Source organism: Laspinema palackyanum D2c, assembly GCF_025370875.1.
In the GTDB taxonomy this organism is placed as follows: domain Bacteria; phylum Cyanobacteriota; class Cyanobacteriia; order Cyanobacteriales; family Laspinemataceae; genus Laspinema; species Laspinema palackyanum.
Genome location: NZ_JAMXFD010000015.1, coordinates 39,585 through 62,154 on the forward strand (window position 1 = coordinate 39,585; position 22,570 = coordinate 62,154).

Genomic DNA, 22,570 nt, shown 5'->3' on the forward strand with positions numbered 1-22,570 from the left:
CTCGAAACAAACACTGCAACCGAATTTCAATCTCATCCATAAGAATAACACAGTTTTTTCAGTTTGGGTAAAGCCATCGGTAGTTTTTCCCCAAATGGGCTGAAACCCTTTACACAAGGTATTTTCTGGAATTGAAATTCCCGGGCGATCGCCTCGTTTTGGGTAACAAATCTCGCCGCATCAATCCCTCACCCCTCAACATCCCACAAGAGTTCTGGAGTCATGTTGGGAACCTATGCCTTCAATACCCTGACCCACTGGCGATGGAAACTCCTTGAAGTTGGCACCGCGATACCCCGGGTTCGGCGACCCTTTTCACTCGGGAACGGTCCGATCGCCTCCCGAGAGAGTTGGGTCAATTCATGTCATGCTCTGCCTACAGTTCGGAAGATGTCGCCCACCTTGCCGTAGTCCTAAACCTCCAGGGGCAACTGCCCCTCTCGTCGTTGAGCATTCCTGCTAGACACGGTATCCAAGTCCGGTGAGCTTAATCACTTAACTGAAGACTCACCAAAACCCTCCCTCGGTGCAAATGTTTTTTGTTACCAATGTTTGTTCTATTTATATAGCGGTTCTCCTGAATATAGGGTACAGCGATGGCGGCCCCAAACCCCTCTTCCAGAACGGGAGAGGCCTGTCCTGAGCTTGTCGAAGGGGGCTTTGAGAGAATACCTCATGAGTCCACCGAACCGCTATATAGCCTAGGGGTAACATCTAGGGAATCTATTATGGAATGCATCTTCATAGGTATAAATCTATAGAAATGCATTGGGGACAGGAACCCAGCCGTGCTTCTTTTTTTTAGGGCTACCAAATTTCTACCCTAAGCCCTTGACATCTATCGCGCCCTTATGATTTTTTTTCTGAATCCCTCCCTAGGAGCCGTCCGGGTTAACCCTTCATTTCCCGGACCGGGGGAGTGCAACTTTTTTGCAAAAATACCGCCAAAACCTCGATATAATCAAGAGGAGAGCTTTAGGGGCAAGGGAGGCTTAAGATTTCGAGACCCCTGAATTGCTTCAGCAAATTTTAAAATTAAAGTTTTACCAACCACAGAAAAGTATGGTATCCTGGCTAACATCATCTTAAAAACGTCTCCCAAAAGAAAGATGTCAAATTTCATAACTTGTGCTAGGGGCCTAGAGGTTGAGTTTTTCTTTCGGAAAGGATTAAGCCTGAGTGAAGCGGGAAACTATACAGGAGCGATCGCCAGCTATGACAAAGCTCTCGAACTAGAACCCAATACCGATGAAATCTGGTACTGTCGCGGCAATGCGCTGTACAACTTGGGGCGGACTAATCCTGCCATCAAAAGCTACGACATGGCGCTAGAGCTAAATCCGGGCTGTTACCAAGCCCTGATCAATCGTGGCAACGCCCTTGATGATAGCGGACGCCACCAGGAAGCCGTGGAGAGCTACGATCGCGTCTTACGGCTGAAACCCGATCATCATCGCACCTGGAATAATCGTGGCATTGCCCTGGGGAACTTGGGTAAATATGACGAAGCGATCGCCAGCTATGATCGGGCGATCGAGTTCAAACCGGACTATTCCCGCGCCTGGTATCATCGAGGACTGGCCCTCAAAAGCATGGGTCTGACCGAGAAAACCCTGGCTTGTTACGATAAAGCCCTGGCCTCACAACCGGACTTCTACGAAGTTTGGAACAATCGTGGGAACACTTTATACTTGTTAAAGCGATATTCAGAAGCGATCGCCAGCTACGACAAAGCCGTACAAGCATTCCCCAACTATCATTGGGCGTGGTACAATCGCGGCGTAGTTCTGCAAGAGATCAACCGCAATGAAGAGGCGATCATCAGTCTTGATAAAGCGGTCAATCTCAATCCTAAAAATGCCGAAGCCTGGTATTATCGCGCCTTGGCCCTAGAAGCCTTAGACTGCACCCGTAGCGCTGCGGCCAGTTATGATAAAGCCTACGAACTCAAACCGAATCTCAGTATCGAGTCCCCGACCCGCTAAACTATTGGCTGAATGTCCAAATCCTCAAGGGAACAGAATGGCGATCGGGCTTGAAGCGCCTTCTAAAACAGGACTTCAACCCCAACCTGAATTCTCTTGGTCCCTCAACAGCAAATCAGCGCACCCTGGATAATCAGGGGTCCTCTTAACATGGCAAAAACCGGCTATACTCTACCCGTTTTCGCCGTTGCTGCGGCGAAAGCGGCCCTGATGGTGCTGTCTCCCGGTGCAGAGGCCCCTAAAACGGTCACCCTTGACTTAATGCCCGAACTCGTCGAGATTCCCATCTACCAAGTCGCCCGACTTGATGGTACTTCCGCCTTGGGCATCACCCGAAGTGATCCGGGGGATAACCTGGACTTGACTCGGAATACTCCGATATGGGCTAGGGTCATATCCACCCCCCGAAAAAGCCAACCCTTAATCCTAGAAGCGGGCGAAGGATTAGGCAAAACAGAAACGGGAGAACCAGCCATTTATCACTATGCGCGCCAACTCTTTGAGCGCAATTTATTTCCCTTAATTCCGGAAGATAAAACCCTCATTGTCTCTATCATTTTACCCGAAGGACGGCAACTTGCCAGCCGGACTTCTAACGCTGCCTTTGGCATCTTAGAAGGACTTGCCTTACTCGGAACCAGTGGGATTTCTCAACCCCTCTCCGCCGCTGATCATCTCGATGAATTTCGGCAAATTTTGCAGGATAAAGTTAAAAAGTCCCCTCATTTAACCTTCTGCATTGGCAATAATGGTCTAGTTGTGGCCCAACGGTTAGGCATTCCCTCGGGGGCGATCGTCCAAACGGGAAATTGGATCGGGGCGCTGTTAGTTGAAGCCGGATTGCGCGGTGCCGAATCGGTTCTGCTTCTGGGATATCAGGGAAAACTGATTAAATTAGCTGGGGGAATTTTTAATACTTCCAGCCATATTGCTGATGCCAAATTAGAGATTCTCAGTGCTGCCGTGGTGCGGGCGGGGGGAGATAGGGAGACGGTAGAAGCGGTATTAAATGCTAAAACTGCCGATGCTGCTTATTTTGAAATTAAAGAACGAGGACTGGCTGAGTTAGTTTTTAATAATTTAGCCAAGAAAATCAGTCAGAATGCTCAGAATTATGTTAAAAAATATGCCGATACTGCCTTAGAAGTCGGCACGATTTTATTTAACCGCCAAGGGGAAATTATTACTCAAACGAAGCCCTGCCAGTGGGATAACCCCTGAAGGGGTTACTACGAACTTTTGCTCAGAATTGTTTGTAGTGACCCCTTCAGGGCTCAGCCCGGTAGTCAACAACTTACAACCGATCGCGATCGCCCATTACATTTTCCCGACTTTGGCGCTGAAACTGAGGTATCGGTTCCCGGGAGGAGTGTCGCAACAACACAAAGGGAATCGTCAGAACCCCGACAATCATTACCGTTGACGCTGTTAACCACACCATCCAACGACTGGGACGATAGGCGCTGAATTCAATTTGTTGAAAAACTCGATTGTAGCGCCAGACAGATAGGGGAATAAAAATAATTCCCATAATCACCAATGCCACCCCCAGGGTTTGGGAATTAATGGCGATCGCCGGTACAGAGTCCGGTTCACCCGTCACACTGGCTTGTAACTCGCGTAAAAATAAACCAAAGCGGGCGATCGCAAATCCAAAGCCAATCATGCCAATGGAGGTCCGCAACCAAGCCAAAAACGTCCGTTCATTAGCTTGATGTTCTCGTTGTCGGTCTATTTTTTCCTGAGTCATTGCTACTCCCATTAACCCCTAATTTGTAGGGGCGATTCGCTTTCTCGCCCCTACAGATAGCGATCGGTCTCCAAGGAACTTCTCACCCTATCCAATTACCGATAGTTGGTAAACTGTAACGCTACCGGCCAATCTTCTTGCTTAATCAACTGCATCGCTTCTTGCAAGTCATCTTTCGACTTACTAGAAACCCGCACCGCATCCCCTTGAATTGAGCCTTGGACCTTCTTCAATTCATCTCGAAGTAACTTCGTGATTTGTTTACCCACCTCTTGGGCGATGCCTTTTTTGAGCTTAATTACCTGACGAATGCGGTTACCACTAGCGGTTTCCTCCTTGCCATAGTCAAAAATTTTCAACGATAAATTCCGCTTAACCGCCTTTTGTTGCAGAACCGAATGAACCGCATCCAGGGTCATTTTACTATTAGTATTGATGACAATTTCATCCTCCCCGAGTTCAACCGTCGTATTGGTATCTTTCAGGTCGTAACGACTGGTAATTTCCCGATTGGTTTGGTCAATCGTATTAACGAGTTCCTGGCGATCGAAATCGCTGACAATATCAAAAGAATAGGTGGAAGCCATGAATAAAACGTGACTAATTATCCGTACAACTACAAATTACTAGAAAATGAAACCACTCGAAGAGGGGGACAAACTGCCAGAGCCCAATATCAGCGATCGCCTCCGTTAGTTCGCTTTGCAACGTTCTTCAGGAAATTAGACGAATCGAGTAGCCTCGGGGCCATTGCCTGGGAGTCTTTAAACAATAACTGACCTAGGCAACGGCAGTTTCATCTCTTCTTCGCGGGGGAATTTTAGAGTAAAACGAGAGCAGACACAAGCGTATCCAAACGCCAAATGGGAAATCCGATCGCAGGGTCAAGCCTAGATGAATGAGGATGCCCTTAATCAAAATAGAACAACGTCACGAGTCGGCGTTGTTCCTCCGCATCCTGACAAGTTTGCAGCAGCGTGTGGCTATCATGGAACGCAAAGCAGATTAACTGCTGACAGCGAGAGACAATTTCCAAATTGCACAAAGCACTGGCTTCGGCTAAGGATAAATGGTCATTCGCGGGATTTTCCACCAAATGGATCACCTTTTCGAGTTGCTCGCGCGACTCTCGGGGTTGACGATCCAGGCTTTGGGGCAGAATCACCGTCAGCATATTGGGATCTGCTTTCATCGCGCCTTTAATGGCAGCAGAATTGGTGCCGGTGGCACCGGAGGTGAGAATACGATTCCCTTCTAAGACCAAGGCATAGGTCATTCGCTCAATGAGCGCTTGATGGGTAATCGGAACATGACGGGAACCCAAGAGGGAAATCCGTTTAGAACCTGTTTGCTGGATCGAGGCCAGTTCTTGAGCCAGAGTATCGATCCCAGGTGATGTGTCTATTGATTGACTCAAAGACGGTAAGAAATAACTAGAACAACGCAGTTATTTTAGCAAAGATAAGCCCATGTACGAGAAATAGATTGAAAATAGCCATGAAAAGTATTAGCAAACCCGAAAATCGAGAGAAAAGTTGGGCAGGGGCGATCGCCTCACCCGCCCAGGAATTCCCCACCACTCCCCTCAAAACCATCACCGGAACCATCCCCCCCGGATTGCGCGGAACCCTGTATCGCAATGGTCCAGGGCGTCTCACCCGAGGGGAAACCCGCGTCGGACATTGGTTTGATGGCGATGGGGCCATTTTAGGCGTTCACTTTACCGACAGCGACAGTCGCGCCCTTTACCGCTACGTCCAAACTGCCGGATATCAAGCCGAAGAAGCCGAGGACCGCCTGCAATTTGCCGGATATGGCACTCTCCCCCCGGGACCCGTCTGGAAACGATTGGGCAAGGGGGTCAAAAATGCGGCCAATACCTCCGTGATTGCCCTCCCGGACAAACTTTTAGCCCTCTGGGAAGGGGGACATCCCCACGCCTTAGATTTAGAAACCCTAGAAACCTTCGGACTGGACAACTTAGAGGGATTGGCACCGAACTGGGGCTATTCCGCCCACCCCAAACGGGACCCCCAAACCGGGGAAATCTATAACTTCGGCATCTCCCCGGGAAAAACCACCCAACTGCACGTTTACCGCAGCAACCCCCAGGGCCAAATCCAACAACAGGCAGCTTTTGACTTGGATGGAGTGCCCCTGATTCATGATTTTGTCATGGCGGGACCCTATTTAATCTTTGTGATTCCCCCTGTGCGGATGTCCCTGTTCCCCGTCCTGTTTCACCTGAAAAGTTTTAGCGATAGCTTAACCTGGCATCCCGAGTTAGGGACTCAGATTTTAGTAATTGACCGTTCCAGCTTAGAACGGGTGAGTCGGGGGGAAGCGGAACCCTGGTATCAGTGGCATTTTGGCAATGGTTCCGTGAGTCCAGATGGAGAAATTGGACTAGATTTGGTGCGTTATGAGGATTTTCAGACGAATCAATATCTCAAGGAGTTTGCCACCTTGGAGACTGAGACAGCAGCGAAAGGGACCCTCTGCCGAGTCCGACTGAATCCCACTACAGGGAAAGTGATTGCCACAGAGACAATGGTCGATCGCCACTGTGAATTTCCCACGGTAGATTTCCGAGAGGTGGGACAAGAGTGGCGCTATACCTATTTATCCTTGCATCGAAAGGGAGTGGAGTTAGGGAGAGAACCCGTCGGGGCGATCGGGCGTTTCGACTATCAAACCGGCCAACTGACCGAGGCCCCTATTCCAGACAACTGTTATCCGAGTGAACCGATTTACGCACCAGATGGCGATCGGGCTGAACAAGGGTGGGTTTTAACCGTGGTTTATGATGCTAACCAGCATCAGAGTCAGGTATGGATTTTTGATGGCGATCGGTTAGATCAGGAACCGGACTGTCGGTTAGCCTTACCCGGGGTAATTCCATTAGGGTTTCACGGGACTTGGAACCCGGAGAAACGTTCGTAGTAACTCCTTCAGGAGTTATCAAAAAGTAACCCCTGAAGGAGTTACTACCAACGTTGTATCCTCGTGACTTGACTGAAGCGAGTCACGTTCATTCGAGGCTATGCATCCAGACAGACAACCGGCGGCAGTTAAAAACTCCGCTGTATCCTCCTGATAATTCTGCTAATCTAACCCCTGTCACTGCAACCCCTATCTTCTCTCCAAAGCCTCTCTAAAAAACTTATTTTTTTGACAGGGTGATAGGGGTTAAAATTTCCCCAAAATGTGAGATTTGCTTTCCATCTGGCTGGGTAGTTTTGTTACCCCTAATTTAGGATAGCGATAAATTATCACGAGCTATAAATTATAACAATGGAAACTGCTATCTCCTCGTTTATTCCTGTTCTGGTTCTTCTTCTATCCACCATCGAAATAATGTAGGTTCTTCCTGGTTGTGAACCGTAACCACGATTAACCTTTCACCATAAGCATTAACAAACGAAGCCCGACAGAACCCCATTCCAGTTCCCGAACAGTTCTCAAATTCAGGATAGTCTAACTCATTTACCATTCGCTCTAACAACGACGATAATACTTCGGTTGTGTTGGGATTTCGGTAATTAATCTGCCATCCCTCGTCTAAAATAAATTCTCGTGCCTCGTTGTAAGGCATAAGCTGACGTAGATCAGTAGGGATTTCTTGTGTGACTCCATTGAAGGGCAGAACCACAATATTGAGAGCCAGTGCAATTCCTGACAAAAGCGCGTGACGCATGATATTACTTTACTTTTGCTTGACAATATGACAAAAGAAATTCTCCCTCTGCTAATGGTGTAAGGCACAAAGATATATGCCCTAGAGCTTAAAAACGAGAATTTATTAGGGTTTCGGTTAACGATTCCTGCTGAATCTTTTTCTAAAGCAAAACCCTACAAGTGATTGATTCACTAAATTAAAATTAGCCCGCGCAGGGCTCTGCTGAGGCAAGTCGAAGCACGGGCTTTGTCCGTAGAGACCCACCCTAAAGGGTGCGGTTAATCTATTCCTCTACCGCCCCGAAAGAACAGGTTCTAACCCTAAAATAGATAGCAAGCGGTCTACGTCAAAATGTTCTGACATGAGTTTTCGCATAAATTCCACTTTAATCGGCTCATGTAAGCGAACTTGACCAAAGGTTTCATCGATAATTTCCACCGTTCTCAGGGTGTCCAAATCAACGGATAAAACTGGAACTTCGACCTCTTCAGCGCGATTCAAAATCATCTGACTTGGTGGCATATGTCCGGTGAGAATCAGACATTGAGTGGAGGTTTCCAGGGCCGCGAGTTGCAGTTCTGACCGATCGCCTCCGGTAATCACTGCCATGTTTTGAGCTTCGGAGAAATACTTTAAAGCCGAATTAACATTCATCGCCCCAATTTTCAGGGTTTCCACCATCAAATCTAGGCGATCGGGACGGCAGAGCACTTCTGCATTCAGCCGTTGTACCAACTCTCGGACGCTGACACTCCGAAGCAGATTGCTTCTCGGTAGCAACCCAAACACTCGAATCCCCTGTTCTTCCAAAAATGGACGCAGAATCGTCGAGGCACTGGTCCAGGTTTCTTCTGGGATATCCGTCAGGACCACTCCCAGGAGGCGATCGCCCAAACGGTCCTGCACCGATAACAGTTCCCCCACATCTAACATGGAGTGGAAGCGCGCCACCAACAACACAGACGCCTCAATCAGAGTGGCAACTTTGGGCACCGACAAATTAAATAAGCGGCCTTGATCTAACGTCCCAGCCCCCTCTAAAATCGTTAAATCTCCCCCGAGTCGTCCCAACGAATTCACCAGAGTCTCAGAGTAGTCCGTTTGTCCGATGCCTTGGAGACGGTTCTCCAGGGTTGGCGCATCTAAAAACAGCAGGGTCTCCCCCAGTCGGTTATCCGGCAGATTCAAAGTCTTGGCTAAAAATCGATGGTCCTCGTCTATCCCGTCATTTCCTACTTCACTGAAACAGGTTCCCAGGGGTTTAGAATACGCAATATCCAGCCCCTTAGCTTGGAATTGCTGGACCATGCCTAGGATAACTGAGGATTTACCGCTGTAAGGCCGAGTTGATCCGATCGCGAGATATTTAGATGTTGGTTTGGCAGATATTGGCACGCACTCACTCCCTATTCTCTTGTGTTGATAGTCTGCTTTGAGTCCTCAGATCAGGTCTTATCCCAAATCCGGTTGTCTCAAGTCGGTTTTCTCTCTTAGCCCGCGCAGGCGGGCCCCCTTCGTCTCTTTGACTAGCTCAGAGCTCAGGACAGGCTTCGACGGAGCTGCGGGACAGGCTTTGTCTGTGTAGCCCCACCCTTAAGGGTAAAGTCGGTTTTCTCTCTTAGCCCGCGCAGGGCTCTGGTGAGCCAGTCGAACCACGGGCTTTGTCTGTGTAGCCCCACCCTTAAGGGTGCGGGTTAAGGTAGGCATCCCCATTACAGCAACATTTCCCCAAGGGTGACTCCGGAATCAGGGGCGCTCGTCCCTCATTCCATCGAAAGCTGTTGCTCTGGCGACTGCCCCCTCTTGCTAATCGTCAGTCTTTATTCTAGTCATCCAGTAGTAACAACTTCCGATAGAACCCCTTAGAAAAATCTACCGAGTGGTGTCGCTTATGGCTGACAATCACATCGATTAAGTGGTCAATAAACTCAAAATTTGCCATCGTCACTTCATAGCTCAGGTCCGCATTCCCATCAAACTGGATGCGACACCGGGTAAGGTCAGCCGGAAGAGAGGAAACGTGCCAGCTTGCTACAAATGGAACGTTTTCACCGCCCTCTATTTTGCGCTCACCCTCCAAATTCCCTTGACGATAGAGGCTAATCGCTCTCGGTAACACCGCTCGTTTATTGCCTTGGTAGTAAGGGATATAGACCCCTATCTCCCGATTGTCAGCAGGCTGAAGTTGATCGAGGTTATTACCCATGCTCGCTGCTCCTTCTAGTCCAGTATCAATAAAAAGTGTAGTGGACAAAGGGGTGGGGAATTGAATTTGTCCGGTCATGATTCCCCGACTCTTGTCAATTTGGGCAATTTTTGGGGACCAGATGAGGGTTAGCTTTCTTCGGACCCAAAAGACTGAATCCGGCTCAATTGCAGCAACGAGTTAGAAAAATAACAATCAAGGATACAATAAAACAACATTAAGGTTTCTCTAAGCTCCTAGCGCTCCTGTTTCGACTGGCGTTGAAGCCGTAGAGACATCGAGGGCGAGGATTCCCCTTGGGAAAGAGCCGTCTGGGGGCGATCGCCTGATCGTCCTGACTGGGTTTTCCCACTGAATCCCTATTACGTCCTGGGGTCTAGGGGCTGAGAAACCACTGAACCTGTATTGCTTTTTACCTAAGTAAACTATGCCAGCGAATTCCTGGCCCGAAAACAATTCCTTTGAGGAATTCGAGCCTCTTCATTTGATTTTGTCTGCTTTTGGAGATTCTGATCAGGTCGAAGACTTTTCCTATCCGGGGTATCTGGGTCGCCGACTCAAAGCCGCAGTATTGCTATTGGGGATTTCTATTCTCACCCTCATCCTCCATTTCCTCTCCTGGGGATATTGGCTGGTGTTGGGCTTTACGGCAGTCTTAGGACTCCATGCGATTCGGATTATCCGGGCGAAAGCATTCCCGACCCCCGAACCCCTGGACCCGGAAAACCAGGAACACTGGCCCCAAGTTTCCTTACTGGTAGCGGCTAAAAACGAAGAAGCCGTGATTAGTAAGCTGATTGATGTCCTGTGCAATCTGGATTATCCTCGCGATCGCTATGAAGTCTGGGCGATAGACGATAACAGCAGCGATCGCACCCCGGAGGTGTTGCAGCAACTCGCCAAAAAATATGACAACCTGAATGTTTTTAGGCGTTCTGCCGATGCCACAGGGGGAAAATCTGGGGCACTCAATCAAGTTATTCCCCTCACCCAGGGAGAATTTATCGGAGTTTTTGATGCCGATGCTCAAGTCTCCCCAGACTTCCTGCAACGGGTCCTCCCCACATTCAATCCGCCCCAAGTGGGGGCCGTGCAGATGCGGAAGGCGATCGCCAATCCTGCGGTCAACTTCTGGACTAAGGGACAAGTGGCAGAAATGGCCTTAGATAGCTATTTCCAACAGCAACGCATCGCGATCGGTGGCATTGGGGAACTACGCGGGAACGGTCAATTTATCCGGCGTCAAGCCCTCGATCGCTGTGGCGGATTCAACGAAGAAACCATCACCGATGACTTAGATTTGACCCTGCGGCTGCATTTGGACCGTTGGGATGTCCACTTTATCCCCGTCCCCGTCAAAGAAGAGGGCGTGACTCGTCCCCTGGCCCTCTGGCATCAACGTAATCGTTGGGGAGAAGGAGGATATCAGCGCTATTTAGACTATTGGCGGCTAATTTTCAGCGATCGCCTCCCCGGATCCAAATCTTGGGATATGTTTGCCTTTTGGATTATCCAATATTTCCTACCGGCAGCCGCCATCCCCGATTTAATCCTGGCGATCGCATTCAAACATTTCCCCATTTACAGTCCCTTAACCACCCTTGCCATGAGTCTTTCCCTCGTGGGAATGTTTACCGGACTCCGGCGCATTGAGCGACAAACTGCTCAATCAGCCAAAACTCGCCCCGCATCTCCTATCCAATCCCTCATCCAAACCGTGCGAGGTATCATTTACCTCCTGCACTGGGTGGTGGTGATTTCTAGCATCACTCTACGGATTTCGGTCCGTCCCAAACAACTCAAATGGGTGAAAACTGTTCATCAAGGCAGCGGCGAATTACCCGCCTAATTCTCCCGTCTGGCCCTGTGGGGCGATTCGCGGATCGCCCCTACATTGAGGGGTTACTCAGAAAATAGGCGTCAGTCCTATCCCCTCAAAAATCCAACCCTCCAAACGGATCATCCTCTATATCCACATCATTGGGACTCTCTACAACTCCCCCCATTTCCTCCTCAGAACTAGGATTCTGCACATCCCAGGTGTGGCTAAATTCTGCCTCACTTGCCCGACCCCTAAGCTTTACTTCCGGGTCATCTGGAAGGCTGATTAATTTCCCATTAAAATGGTTGCTAAATCGTTGAGCAGCCCGCATCACTTCATCATCATCGGTTTCCTCACCCCGGGGAATATCCCGTCTTCCATTCGCCCCAACAGACACCGGAGGGCGATTTTCTGGACCGCTAACCGTTTCAATTCGGGGGTTTTGAGGGGGGGATTGAGCCGGTGAATTTTCACGATTTACAGGGCTTTGGGGCGTCGAGTTGGCCTGTCCATTGCCTATCGGTGCAGCCGGTGGCTCCATCAGGGCTGAGGGGGGTTCGGAATGGTTCTGCTCTATCGGAGTAGAAGCCGGAGGAGGTGCGTCCCCAGACACCTGAATCAGCACTTTAACTCGCAGATTAAACGCCTTCAAAAAGGCTGCTTCTACCTCCGATACCTTACTTTGCGCCATCTTAAACAGGTTCGGGGAGCGAATCGCAATCTGAGCTTGATTATTACTGAACCCAATCAGCCGTCCATGTTGCTGCAACAGCGCTTTGCAACTCAGAGACAGGTATTCCAGCAAAGTTTTCCAGGTTTGTTCCAAGTTGCCACTCAGTTCTACAGCCGATGGTTCAGGGTTCCCAGACCCCTGAATCGGTGCCGCTGGCGGGGGAGAAACCGGGCGATTTTCCGGGGGAGGGGCTTGGCGACTCTCCTGGGGAGAGGCAGCGCCAACGGAACTCCCCGCGTTCCTCCCCTGTACTGGGGGAGACTGAGGGATATTCTCCGCAGCAGGAGGACGTGAAGAGGTTTTTCCTGGTGATGCCACAGTCCCACCGCCTCGACTGGATGCTTCCTGCCGTCCCTGAGTCGGTGTGATTAAAGCCGAGGGTAGTAATCCCAGCAGAGTCACTTCTAACCATAAACGAGGCTGAGTGGTATTTTTAATTTGCGCCTCGCTGCTGCGTAAATGTTGTTGTCCGGCTAAAATAGTGGACATTTCCCATTGTTGAGCTACCGCACATAACTGTTCCCAAGTGGGAGGAGTAACAGCAACTAAATCCGGACGATGGGGCGCGGTGTGAGCGATTAATAAATCCCGATAAAACCCGGCCAAATTTTGTAAAACAATCAGGGGTTCTCGACCGCGATTCATTAATTCTCGGGCTTTATCTAGGACTTGTTCTGCATTATTGGCAGCGATCGCCTCTAACAACTGAATCAAATCTCGCTCCGGGACCGACCCCACCAAATCCCAAACCCGCTCCACCGTCACCTGTTCTTCAAGCAACGAAAGCTGATCCAGGAGACTTTCTGCATCCCTCAGTCCCCCCTGAGCAATTTGAGCCACCGTCAAAACCGCTTCATCACTGATATTAATGGTTTCATTGTTCGCAATATGCTTCAAATGCTGAACCATTGAAGCTACAGGAATCCGGCGAAAATCAAATCGCTGACACCGAGAAATAATCGTCGGTAAAACTCGTTGGGGGTCCGTTGTTGCTAAGACAAACACCACGCGATCGGGTGGTTCTTCTAATGTCTTGAGAAGTGCGTTGAAAGCCGCAGTGCTTAACATATGAACTTCATCGACTATGTACACTTTGAAGCGACTTTGTACAGGTGAAAATTGTACTCGTTCGATGAGTTCACGGATGTTATCAACCCCGGTATTGCTGGCGGCGTCAATCTCAATGGTGTCTAATGAGGTGCCTCTGGCAATGGTGCGACAGACTTCGCATTCACCGCAGGGGGTCTCGGTGGGACCGTTGCTGTTGAGGCAGTTGAGGGATTTGGCAAGAATTCGGGCGCTGGATGTCTTGCCAGTGCCTCGGGGTCCGGTAAATAAATAAGCGGGTGCGATTCTATTTTGGCGAATCGCATTGGTTAGGGTGGTGGCGATCGCCTCTTGTCCCACCAAATCCGCAAAGGTTTGGGGGCGATATTTGTGATGTAGCGGTTCGTATGGCATGGATGGGGGAAGAATATCAGCAGACAATCATGTTAAATCTGGAGGCAATCGCCGGTTGAATGGCAAGGCTGGAAACGCAGTCTCTCTCCACAGAAAGCCCGATCGCCCCTCAAGGGTTCCCTCTTTCTACTCGTTTCCCTCTGTTATGAAAAAGGTGCATTTTTTGAGCGGAGGAAACAGGCTCCCAATCTGCGATTTTAAAGGGAAAAGCGCCAATCCCCATTCTAAAATAGAATAGCACTGGCCTATTCCCTTCCTAACCCTATAGATAGATATCCGTGGCAGAGGAGGCGGTTTAGGATTGGGCTGGAGCGCTTCCCCATTGACTCGGGTAGGCTCTGGCAAGTTTGACAAATGTGAAGGTAAAACGCTGCCAGCATCGAAAAAATGCAGCGATGGGGTGGGACTCGGAATAGAAAAGAAATCCGTAGGCACAGAGGGATAAATTTATCAATGATGCAGTTCAGGCAATGGGTTGTGAAAACTTTGAGACGAATCTGGCAGCAGCTTATCCGCTTGTGGAAACAGTGGTTTCGCCGATCGCCACCTCAATCGTTCCAAAAAAAGCCGGAAAACCGCGTTCGGTTCCAGACGGTCAAGGGTCCTCGTCCACACCCCCCCAAACCTCTCTCTGCGGCAGAGTATGAATTTCTCTTTTCTGAATTGCTCGATGGGGTGCACCGAGGCTGGAGTCAAGCTCAGGTTACCCAATTTCTGGAGGAAATCGGCCCCGAATCTGCTCCCAATGTCAAGGATTTTGTCCAGGATTCTGGGATGGAAAATGCGGACAATCAGGCTTATGTGCTCTGGTTACAGCAATTTGGGACTCGTCTGCTGAATTCCCCAGTCCCCAATCAAGAATTAGCAAGGCGCATGGTTCGCTTAGGACAGTTAAACTGTGGCAAACTCTCAGCAGTAGCGGGAGAAATTGGTCAAACGTTGCTCGATCGCGAGGCAAATACCCCATCCCCATCCGCAACTACACCCGCCTCGCCGGTTGCTTCGGAATTTACCCTAGAACACTATTTACAATTGGGACAGATTCATCTCGATCGCCGGCAATACCCATCAGCATTAACCACCTTTGAGCAAGCGGCAACCCATTCCCCGAATCACCCAGAAGTCTTGTATGGATTAGGCTTAGTCTGTCACCGCATGGGACTGTATCAAGAGGCAGTCGCCCATTTAACGGAGGCATTAGCTCAAAACCCGGAGTTTGTGGCAGCGCTGACTCAACGGGGTTTAGCCTATAAAGCGCTAGAGGATTTAACAGCAGCAACGGCGGATTTTGAATCAGCGGTGGGGATGAAACCGCAAACTCCCGAGGAATGCTGTGCCCGAGGTAAGGCCCTGATGCAGTTAAAGCAACCGGAGGAGGCGATCGCCGCGTATGAGGAAGCCCTGACAACCCATCCCGAATCCCATCAAGGGTGGTATGACTGGGGCAATGTTTTTTATGACTTGCAGCGGTATGACGAGGCGATCGCTGCTTATGATAAAGCCCTGGACTTACAACCGGACTATGCTGCCGCTTGGTTTAATCGGGGGGCCGCCTTGGGGAATTTGCAGCGGTACAAAGAGGCGATCGCTGCCTTTGAGAAACTCCTAGAAATTCAGTCCCATGACTATCATGGCTGGTTGTGCCTGGGTCAAACCCTGGAACGATTACATCGAATTCCCGAGGCGATCGCGGCTTATGAACGGGCCCTACAACTGCGACCCGATGACCCCATCGCCTGGAGATATCGGAATGCCGCAATGCTGGACATGAAAAAAAGCTAGGACGGCGATCAGCCTAACCTAGCTTTTCCCGGGATAACAGGGACCTATTATTTAACCGGACATCACCGATGAGGGCGATGCCAGGGCCGCACCCATCACCGGAAGAATTAGGGTCATCCCGATTTAACCCGTACCCTGGTTCTTATTTTCATGGGAATGGACCGGACCTGGGGGAGAATTCGGTATGCCGTGACCTTCTTGAGCATACTGTTGCCAGAGTAGCGCTAAATCGTGAGCTTGTCCCTGGAACTCTGGATGAACCTGATACATTCGTCGGGGTCTTCCCCTGCCTTCAACCTTTTTCCAGTAACCCTTAATGACTCTTTCATTTTCTAAAAATTTTAGAGCGCTGTAGAGTACCGTATCCGAAAGTCGATAGGCTGGATATTCCCGCTCTAATTGCTGAATCAGTTCTGTGCCATAAGAGTCACCCGCCAATAATACTGAGAGAACATAACAGACGGTTAGTTCTTTATTCAGATAAAGCGGCGGAGGGTTTTGAAAAAAGTCATAGATCTCTTCAAAATTCATTTGAGTTACCCGCTGAATACCCCTTAAAATACCAATTGATACAGGAATTGACGCACTGAAAGATTGACGTTTCGTAGCTTGCCCACTCTTTTGATGGGTGAAAAATCTACAGTTCAAAGTCAACTCAAAGTCAACCCAGATACCGTCCCGAGCGTCGGGAAGATTTGTGATTCGGTTCCCTTCGGTATAGATGCGTTGCTGAATGAATCTGCCAGAAAATCCGGTTGTTCGGCCCGATTAATGAGAATTAAGCTTCTTTTAATTCCTGAGTTAAAATCGGAGTACCGGAAGGAAGGAACTCTAAATGTCCAGGAAATTTGTATTGCAGTAATGTTTAAATAACTTCCTACAACACGGGAACCAAAGAAGCATAAAACCCGTCCATGCGCCGCACTGCGGTTCAGGCGAATTTCGTTGAGAGTTGAGCCGGAAAATTTACCGACTTAACTTGCAAAACACCCTCTCTCAAATTTTTTTATACAGACTCTTTCTGATGGGATCAGCGAAAGTCAGCACCCAAATAAAATAAATACAACTTCTGCGAACTTGACCGTGGGAACAGAAATAGTTAAAAATCATCTGCGACGGCAAGCCAGCCCTGATTTATTAGTAGTAATTTGCACCCTTGTTGATACTTAGCTAGACCGAGGGATGAATCATCAACACCTGCGATCGCTCCGGTAGGTCTGTCGTTCAGTCGGCTTAATTGACTCAGGCGGAAGATGGCTTGATTCTCCCTAACCTGAGCGCACCCTTTCTATTCCCTAGGCCGACTGGAGTAATCAATCCACAGCTCAATCAGAACCTTTTGGAGACTTAATCTGCTTCAGCTCTGGATTGTGACTCGGGGAAGGTCGGTGATGCCGCACAACCCCGAAAGCCTACATAAAAGCTTGTAGTCATGAATCCTTGAGGTATTTTACCGCGATTTTCAAAGGAAAATCGAGTCGGCCAACCGGGACTGGGTTAACCCGGTTACCCGCGATCGCCATCTTCTCCCAGAGTTCAAGTCAAGTGTCAGGCAAACTTGACTTGAGCTGCACCCCAATTTCAAGCACGGATCATCGGATAGTGCTGACACAAATCCCTAAAAAAACCCAGATGCTTGAAATTGCCCCAAACCAATGGGGCGATCGCCTGCCGAAAAGATGCATTCTTCATGGGCTGACGCGCATCGGTGTTTTTTTGTTCTCTATTTTTCTTTACAAGTTAATTTAAAATAAACAGGGCAAACACAGCAATTGCACCTCAATATCACCGGGCAACGGCAATCAGGAGGTGCGGTGGTCTATGATTGAGCTTTGAGCCGATCAATCTCAACGCACCAAAACGGTAACTGCGTTCTGCGTATGTCAAATCAAACAGACTTAAAAGCACTTCCACCCCCCGTCCAGCGCGTCATCCCTGCCTTACGCAGAGTCGGCTGGATCAGTTTTTGGACACAGTTAGTTCTAGCAGTTGTTGCCGGACTGATTTTCTTATTTGCAATTTTGATTGAATCTCCAGGACCTCGGGAAGCAGCCAGAACCAGTAATGTCAGCATTGCTCCGGGCATCTTTTTTGCAGTTCTGGGACTGGTTTCCCTGGGACTGAGTATCTATTGGGCTTATCGCTATACTCGCCTCTCTCAACAGCTTAGTTCGGTCAATCCTAAGCTGCGCCCCCGCAGAGCAGATACCCTACAAATGGTGCGTCGGGGTTTAATGGTCAATTTAGCCGGGATGTCCTTTACCCTGATCGCGGCCGAAGCCATTGGGGGAATCCTCCTAGCCAAGGCCCTCCAGTACCAAGGAGGAGGCTCCCTGGTGACAGCGTTGCGCCCCCAAGATTTTATTCAAGCGTTGGATATTTTTGTGGTGTTGGCGAATACGCATACGATTGTGGCCCACTTTATCGGGCTTGTTACGGGACTCTGGTTGCTCAACTGGATCGATCGCCAGACTCAAGGGTAACCCTGAAACCCTCGTGGAGGGGGTTGGGTGGGGTCCAGTTTTCCGGCCTATTGGGTTACCAGTCGAGTGCTTCGGGTGGGGCTATCTCGGAGATAGCACAGGCGATCGCCCCGGTGGTAATCCCTGGTGTTTGCATCGGCAGCACCCCTTGATGAGAATCCCTCCCCGGGGCGGTTAACGTTGGGTCAAATTCCGGCACTGTTGGGGGAGTAGATTGCCCATTGAGCCATCCCAGTCCCCCGATCGCCCCCGCCATGAGCGCGGTGTAGCCCACATACAGATGCAGGGGACTGACCGAAAATTCTAGGCTAAAGTCCCGATGATGCCAGGAAGGGATGGGTGCAGTCTGTTTCGGGGGAACGGGTAAGCAATTCGCCATTTTCGCCCCGTCTAAGCCTAAAACATCCCCAATTTTATGAATAAAACTCCGCACATAAACATCTTCCGGCAGCTTGGATAGAAAGCCGTTCTCGATCGCTTCAATATGACGGCAAGGAACCAGGGTCTGTTGATGCAAATCCAGAATCGATAAGCCGAGATCGCAGCGTGCCGCTTGGAGTTCTTGGCCAATTTGAGTCAGGCGATCGGCCCATTGTTGTTGGCGGGCGATGATTTGAGCTTGTTGTTGAGCTTGCTGCTGTTTTTTGTGACGTTGAAAGGGGTTGATTCTAGCCGGTGACGACAAGGGAGAGGGATTTAGGGCGATTTCTGCTGAATCTGAATCGCCAAGGGATTGGGAATGGCTTTCCGGTGTTCGGATGTCCTCTAATGCCTGGGACTCGTGGCGATCGCCGGGTCTGTGAGATAAGTCAAGGTCATCCATGACCCACTCAGTCTCATTCAGAGGTTCTGAATCGTCCTGAGTCGGGGAAATCCATTGCTTGAGCGTCAGCCAAATCGCTTTTTTAGCCACCGCTTGCAGCAACATAGAGGAAGCATCAGCAGACTCACCGAGTCTCTGCTTAAGGATTCCCAACGCGGTCCGATAAACTTTTGTCTGATACAGTTCCGACTCAATTTGAGTGAGGATAGCTGTCAGCTCCTCTGGAGGAAAGGTGGCTTGGGAGATGGTTTCAAGTGCCATGATACTCGTTAAATCCGGGGACGTCAGTGATGAGTAACTGAATGAAAGAACAGTTAACCCCCGCCCCTGTCTTGGCCCAAAATGTTGAGTTGAGCCAGAAATTAGACGGAGGTCTGGCTAGACAGGGATTCAGGGAGAACCTTTATCTGAGTATCTTCATTCCGGGCATTTGTAGTCGTTCCGGATGGAACGTTGCCTCCAGAGGTTACCATCAGCACCATCCAAGGGTGAGTGCACCAATGGATTCATAACCGAGTGCCGTCTGAGTCCTCAAACCTTTTCCTTCAAGAAGGGCGAGTTTCTGCTCCATCCGAGGGTGATTGCTGACTCCGAATCTGCCAAACCCTCAGAGGGCGATCGCCAGGAGTCCCACTCCAAAAAATAGAAATCGGATCAGCTACCTGCCGTGATATTCTGGTTTTGCCCTAGGATTTGCTCTTCCTGGGTTCAGGGCAATCAAAAACCTGTACGCCTCAACCGAAATGCGGGAAGGGCGTTTTCCGGTTTTCTGATTCCGTTTTGCTCCTCGCTAGTGCTCTTTATCTTCCTATTATCTGTCATGTCCCGATCGGAATCATCAAAAGAGAATGGGCAATCCCACACTTCATCCACAATTTTGACGGATGAGTCCGGGCGATCGCTATCTTGTTACATCGAACATTCTGTAGAAGTAAACGACAATACCTACGTTTTACTCACCCCCATTGATACGCCGGTGGAAATTTTCGCATGGCAAGCAGAGGATGAGGATGATGAACCCATTCCTATTAGTGAGGAGGAAGTCGATACTATTTTTGATACGGCTAAAGCGGTCCTCGAAGAACAAAACCTCACCCTCAAACGCACTGCAATTACTCTGACCGTTAGTGGCGAACTTCCGGAATTTACGGAAGAGGAAATCAGTGATGATGAGCTGGGTGAAGCGGCGGAATATGAGGAACTTCAGTGGTTAGCTAGTTTTTATCATGAAGAAGCCGAGTATGCCATCTACTCGCCTTTGGATCCGGTCTTCATTTTGGCTCGCCTCAATGAAGATGGAAACCCTGAGTTACTTTCCGATGAAGAGTTACAGGAACTTGAACCGATGATGTCTACGTTAGAAGGCATGATCGAAGAACGGTTGTTTGAAGAACTCGAATAACGAGGAAACAAGCATGGTCCTCAGTCAAACTGAGTAACCCAATTAGATGTGGGACTAGAATCAATGTTAAAGCCTGTTCAGTCCCATTTCAACAAAATTTTTAGGGGGATCAGCAGCTAAAACTAACCGAAAATCAGGGTTCGTCGGCGATCGCATTGGAGCTTCTCCACTGTGAATTTGACCGAGCATCTCGTTCGTCGTCCGCTTGATTCTTGTTGCACCAGACAGAGGCGACTCAAACTTGTAGGGAATCAGGCGCTCAGAGCTACAAAGCAGAAGATCCCTGGTTTGAAGATTACCCTCTAGCTGCATGAGTTGTCTAAGCCCTGGAAGAACATAAGACTGAATTCGCCGTCTGATGTGCAGTCTATCAATTCACAGATTACAGACTACCCTGGAATAGATGAATGCCGCGATGAAGATCCCCTCGGGGTGATGGCGGGCGATCGCTTCTCCATCAGGGCTAGATCCCCGAAGATCGTCGCGGCATCCCATCATGGTTGTTACAGATCACCAGAAGATGAAAGCAGCGAGTCAACGAAAAACAAATTGGTTGTTATATGTGGCGCTTATCCTCTGCGCTGCGATCGGAATCAGTGCATGGCAAGGTTGGCGATGGTGGCTATCGGCTAGTGCACCTGTAGCCGAATCCTTACCTCGGGATTCTGTTGTCCAAGACAATCGGCTGGAAATCGTGAAAATCGACCCCGGGGAACCGGGACAACTCATCGGACTTAAACTCGAAGAACAGGGTTTAATTCGGTCCGCGAATGCTTGGAATATGTGGACTCGGTGGCTATCTCGCCAAAACCCAGATGGAGGCTACAAGGCAGGAACCTACCAACTTTCTCCTGATGAGCCGATGCAGGCGATCGCCCAAAAAATCTGGAATGGTGAAGTCATGCAGCTCAGTTTCACCATTCCTGAAGGCTGGAATTTGCGCCAAATGGCTGCCTATTTCGAGTCTCAAGGCTTTTTTACTGCTGAAGAATTTCTCAGTGCCACTCAGGAAATTCCCTGGGCTGAATACCCCTGGCTCCCTAAAGATATCCCCCATTTAGAAGGCTTTTTATACCCGGATACTTACAAGCTTCGAGCGGATAATATCACCCCGCAAGCGATTATTCAACCCATGCTGAATCGGTTTGAACAGGTGGCTCTCCCAGTCTATCAACAACCCCAAAATCAAACCAATCTCAGTCTCAAAGAATGGGTCACCTTAGCAAGTATTGTGGAAAAAGAGTCCGTGGTGGCATCGGAACGCCATCGCATTGCTGGTGTATTTACCAACCGCCTCAAACAAGGGATGACTCTGGGTGCTGACCCCACTGTGGAATATGGATTAAATATCAGACAAACGGAAGATAAACCCTTAACCCTGGCCCAGGTGAACACCCCTAACCCGTACAATACTTATCTGAATGCGGGTTTACCCCCGACCCCGATCGCTGCCCCTGGAGTTGCCAGTTTAGAAGCTACTTTAGCCCCTGAAGAGACGGAATATCTCTATTTTGTGGCCCTCTATGATGGCACCCATATTTTTAGTCGCACCTTAGCTGAACATGAGGCGGCTCAAGATGCTATCTGGGATGAGCGGGACCCGACGTTACGGTAATATGATATTCCCCCAGTAGCCATTGGCACAGGCTACCTTGGGGGAGTTGGTGGGAATTGAGGGCGATCGCAGTAGGCTATCCAGCCTTAGTATGTCAAAATCATTCTGCGGGGAATGCAGTTTTTAGAATGCATCCTGGGGATCCGGTGCGATCGCGCTGTCAAACCAAATTATTGGGTCACGGCAGGTTCTAGGGCGGTGGTTCGTGTTAGTCAGCGAAGGTCAATTACTATGTCTTGGGGAAAACTTTTAGAGCCCGATTTATTTTTAGGGGACTCCATTTTAAGCCTGACACCAGAAGTCGTCAAAGAGTACGACCTCAAGGGTCTGGTTTTGGATGTGGATGAAACTCTCGTTCCTATTCGCCAAATTCAAGTGTCTGAGTATCTCCGGCAGTGGGTGGAACAAATTCGCCCGGTTGCTTCCCTGTGGTTGGTTAGCAATAATATCAGTGAAGCTCGCATCGGTGGCATTGCTCGCTCTTTAAATCTGCCTTACATTACAGGTGCAGCTAAACCCTCGCGGCGCAAGTTACGACAGGCGGTGACGGGGATGAATCTGCCGGTGGAAAAGGTGGGAATGGTGGGCGATCGCCTCTTTACCGATGTCCTCGCCGGTAACCGCTTGGGAATGTTTACCATTTTGGTAGAACCGATGGTGAACCCCGGGGAAATTATGCAAACCAAGCATCCCGTGCGATCGCTGGAAGTCTGGTTATCTCAAATCCTCGGCGCTTCCCTCGCCAAGAACAAGTAACAGGTCATTGAGCTGAATACCCCTTGAAAAAACCCTATATAGCCCTACATATTAAAATATTGAGGCTGAGGCC

19 protein-coding genes are annotated in these 22,570 nt (G+C 49.4%); 10 read left to right on the forward strand and 9 right to left on the reverse strand.

Annotated features, from left to right (window positions below; all coding sequences use genetic code 11):
• Window positions 1-1,109 precede the first annotated feature (1,109 nt).
• Together NG795_RS17315 and cbiD are read left to right on the forward strand one after the other, a co-directional pair.
• Window positions 1,110-1,985 (forward strand): tetratricopeptide repeat protein, encoded by an 876-nt coding sequence (locus NG795_RS17315; RefSeq protein WP_367289893.1) that lies wholly within the window; start codon window positions 1,110-1,112, stop codon window positions 1,983-1,985.
• Between the two features lie 150 nt (window positions 1,986-2,135).
• Window positions 2,136-3,206, forward strand: coding sequence for a cobalt-precorrin-5B (C(1))-methyltransferase CbiD (cbiD, locus tag NG795_RS17320; protein ID WP_367289894.1), 1,071 nt, complete (start codon window positions 2,136-2,138; stop codon window positions 3,204-3,206).
• Window positions 3,207-3,279: 73 nt separating this feature from the next.
• Here cbiD and NG795_RS17325 read toward each other — a convergent pair whose 3' ends face one another.
• Together NG795_RS17325 and NG795_RS17330 are read right to left on the reverse strand one after the other, a co-directional pair.
• Entirely contained in the window at window positions 3,280-3,735 is a 456-nt protein-coding gene (locus tag NG795_RS17325) for a YidH family protein (protein ID WP_367289895.1), read from the reverse strand.
• Between the two features lie 95 nt (window positions 3,736-3,830).
• Window positions 3,831-4,322, reverse strand: a complete 492-nt coding sequence (locus tag NG795_RS17330) for a YajQ family cyclic di-GMP-binding protein (RefSeq protein WP_261207624.1) — start codon at window positions 4,320-4,322, stop codon at window positions 3,831-3,833.
• Window positions 4,323-4,331: 9 nt separating this feature from the next.
• Here NG795_RS17330 and NG795_RS17335 point away from each other — a divergent pair, with 9 nt between their 5' ends.
• Window positions 4,332-4,514 (forward strand): hypothetical protein, encoded by a 183-nt coding sequence (locus tag NG795_RS17335; protein ID WP_367289896.1) that lies wholly within the window; start codon window positions 4,332-4,334, stop codon window positions 4,512-4,514.
• A gap of 131 nt (window positions 4,515-4,645) precedes the next feature.
• Here the strand turns inward: NG795_RS17335 and NG795_RS17340 are convergent, their stop codons facing one another.
• Window positions 4,646-5,152, reverse strand: coding sequence for a DNA recombination-mediator protein A (locus NG795_RS17340; protein WP_261199323.1), 507 nt, complete (start codon window positions 5,150-5,152; stop codon window positions 4,646-4,648).
• Between the two features lie 80 nt (window positions 5,153-5,232).
• Here NG795_RS17340 and NG795_RS17345 point away from each other — a divergent pair, with 80 nt between their 5' ends.
• Entirely contained in the window at window positions 5,233-6,678 is a 1,446-nt protein-coding gene (locus NG795_RS17345; protein ID WP_367289897.1) for a carotenoid oxygenase family protein, read from the forward strand.
• A gap of 373 nt (window positions 6,679-7,051) precedes the next feature.
• Here the strand turns inward: NG795_RS17345 and NG795_RS17350 are convergent, their stop codons facing one another.
• From NG795_RS17350 to ebsA, 3 genes are all read right to left on the reverse strand, one after another.
• Window positions 7,052-7,432: a hypothetical protein gene (locus tag NG795_RS17350; protein WP_367289898.1), complete on the reverse strand. Its 381-nt coding sequence runs from the start codon at window positions 7,430-7,432 to the stop codon at window positions 7,052-7,054.
• 273 nt (window positions 7,433-7,705) lie between these two features.
• Entirely contained in the window at window positions 7,706-8,809 is a 1,104-nt protein-coding gene (locus NG795_RS17355) for a phosphotransacetylase family protein (RefSeq protein ID WP_367289899.1), read from the reverse strand.
• Window positions 8,810-9,239: 430 nt separating this feature from the next.
• Entirely contained in the window at window positions 9,240-9,620 is a 381-nt protein-coding gene (gene ebsA / locus NG795_RS17360) for a type IV pilus biogenesis protein EbsA (RefSeq protein ID WP_367289977.1), read from the reverse strand.
• A 427-nt stretch (window positions 9,621-10,047) separates the two neighbouring features.
• Between ebsA and NG795_RS17365 the strand changes: the two genes are divergently transcribed.
• Complete coding sequence (locus NG795_RS17365) at window positions 10,048-11,469, forward strand: glycosyltransferase family 2 protein (protein WP_367289900.1); 1,422 nt, start codon at window positions 10,048-10,050, stop codon at window positions 11,467-11,469.
• A gap of 85 nt (window positions 11,470-11,554) precedes the next feature.
• Here NG795_RS17365 and NG795_RS17370 read toward each other — a convergent pair whose 3' ends face one another.
• Window positions 11,555-13,636: a DNA polymerase III subunit gamma/tau gene (locus NG795_RS17370; RefSeq protein WP_367289978.1), complete on the reverse strand. Its 2,082-nt coding sequence runs from the start codon at window positions 13,634-13,636 to the stop codon at window positions 11,555-11,557.
• 477 nt (window positions 13,637-14,113) lie between these two features.
• On the opposite strand from NG795_RS17370, the gene NG795_RS17375 reads away from it, so the two are divergent.
• Window positions 14,114-15,418 carry a tetratricopeptide repeat protein gene (locus tag NG795_RS17375; protein ID WP_367289901.1) on the forward strand — a complete coding sequence of 435 codons (1,305 nt, stop codon included), beginning with the start codon at window positions 14,114-14,116 and terminating at the stop codon, window positions 15,416-15,418.
• Window positions 15,419-15,541: 123 nt separating this feature from the next.
• Here NG795_RS17375 and NG795_RS17380 read toward each other — a convergent pair whose 3' ends face one another.
• Complete coding sequence (locus NG795_RS17380; RefSeq protein ID WP_367289902.1) at window positions 15,542-15,949, reverse strand: PadR family transcriptional regulator; 408 nt, start codon at window positions 15,947-15,949, stop codon at window positions 15,542-15,544.
• Window positions 15,950-17,298: 1,349 nt separating this feature from the next.
• Here NG795_RS17380 and NG795_RS17385 point away from each other — a divergent pair.
• Window positions 17,299-17,901, forward strand: coding sequence for a DUF3611 family protein (locus NG795_RS17385; RefSeq protein WP_367289903.1), 603 nt, complete (start codon window positions 17,299-17,301; stop codon window positions 17,899-17,901).
• Window positions 17,902-17,956: 55 nt separating this feature from the next.
• Here NG795_RS17385 and NG795_RS17390 read toward each other — a convergent pair whose 3' ends face one another.
• Complete coding sequence (locus NG795_RS17390) at window positions 17,957-18,985, reverse strand: helix-turn-helix domain-containing protein (protein WP_367289904.1); 1,029 nt, start codon at window positions 18,983-18,985, stop codon at window positions 17,957-17,959.
• Between the two features lie 559 nt (window positions 18,986-19,544).
• Between NG795_RS17390 and NG795_RS17395 the strand changes: the two genes are divergently transcribed.
• The 3 genes from NG795_RS17395 (at window position 19,545) to NG795_RS17405 (ending at window position 22,497) form a co-directional block, all read left to right on the forward strand.
• Window positions 19,545-20,126 carry a DUF3727 domain-containing protein gene (locus NG795_RS17395; protein WP_367289905.1) on the forward strand — a complete coding sequence of 194 codons (582 nt, stop codon included), beginning with the start codon at window positions 19,545-19,547 and terminating at the stop codon, window positions 20,124-20,126.
• 520 nt (window positions 20,127-20,646) lie between these two features.
• The gene (mltG, locus tag NG795_RS17400; RefSeq protein WP_367289906.1) at window positions 20,647-21,741 is read left to right on the forward strand and encodes an endolytic transglycosylase MltG; all 1,095 of its coding nucleotides are present in this window, start codon (window positions 20,647-20,649) and stop codon (window positions 21,739-21,741) included.
• Window positions 21,742-21,972: 231 nt separating this feature from the next.
• On the forward strand, window positions 21,973-22,497 hold the full coding sequence (locus NG795_RS17405; protein WP_367289907.1) for a YqeG family HAD IIIA-type phosphatase: 525 nt from the start codon (window positions 21,973-21,975) through the stop codon (window positions 22,495-22,497).
• The last annotated feature ends 73 nt before the right edge of the window (window positions 22,498-22,570 follow it).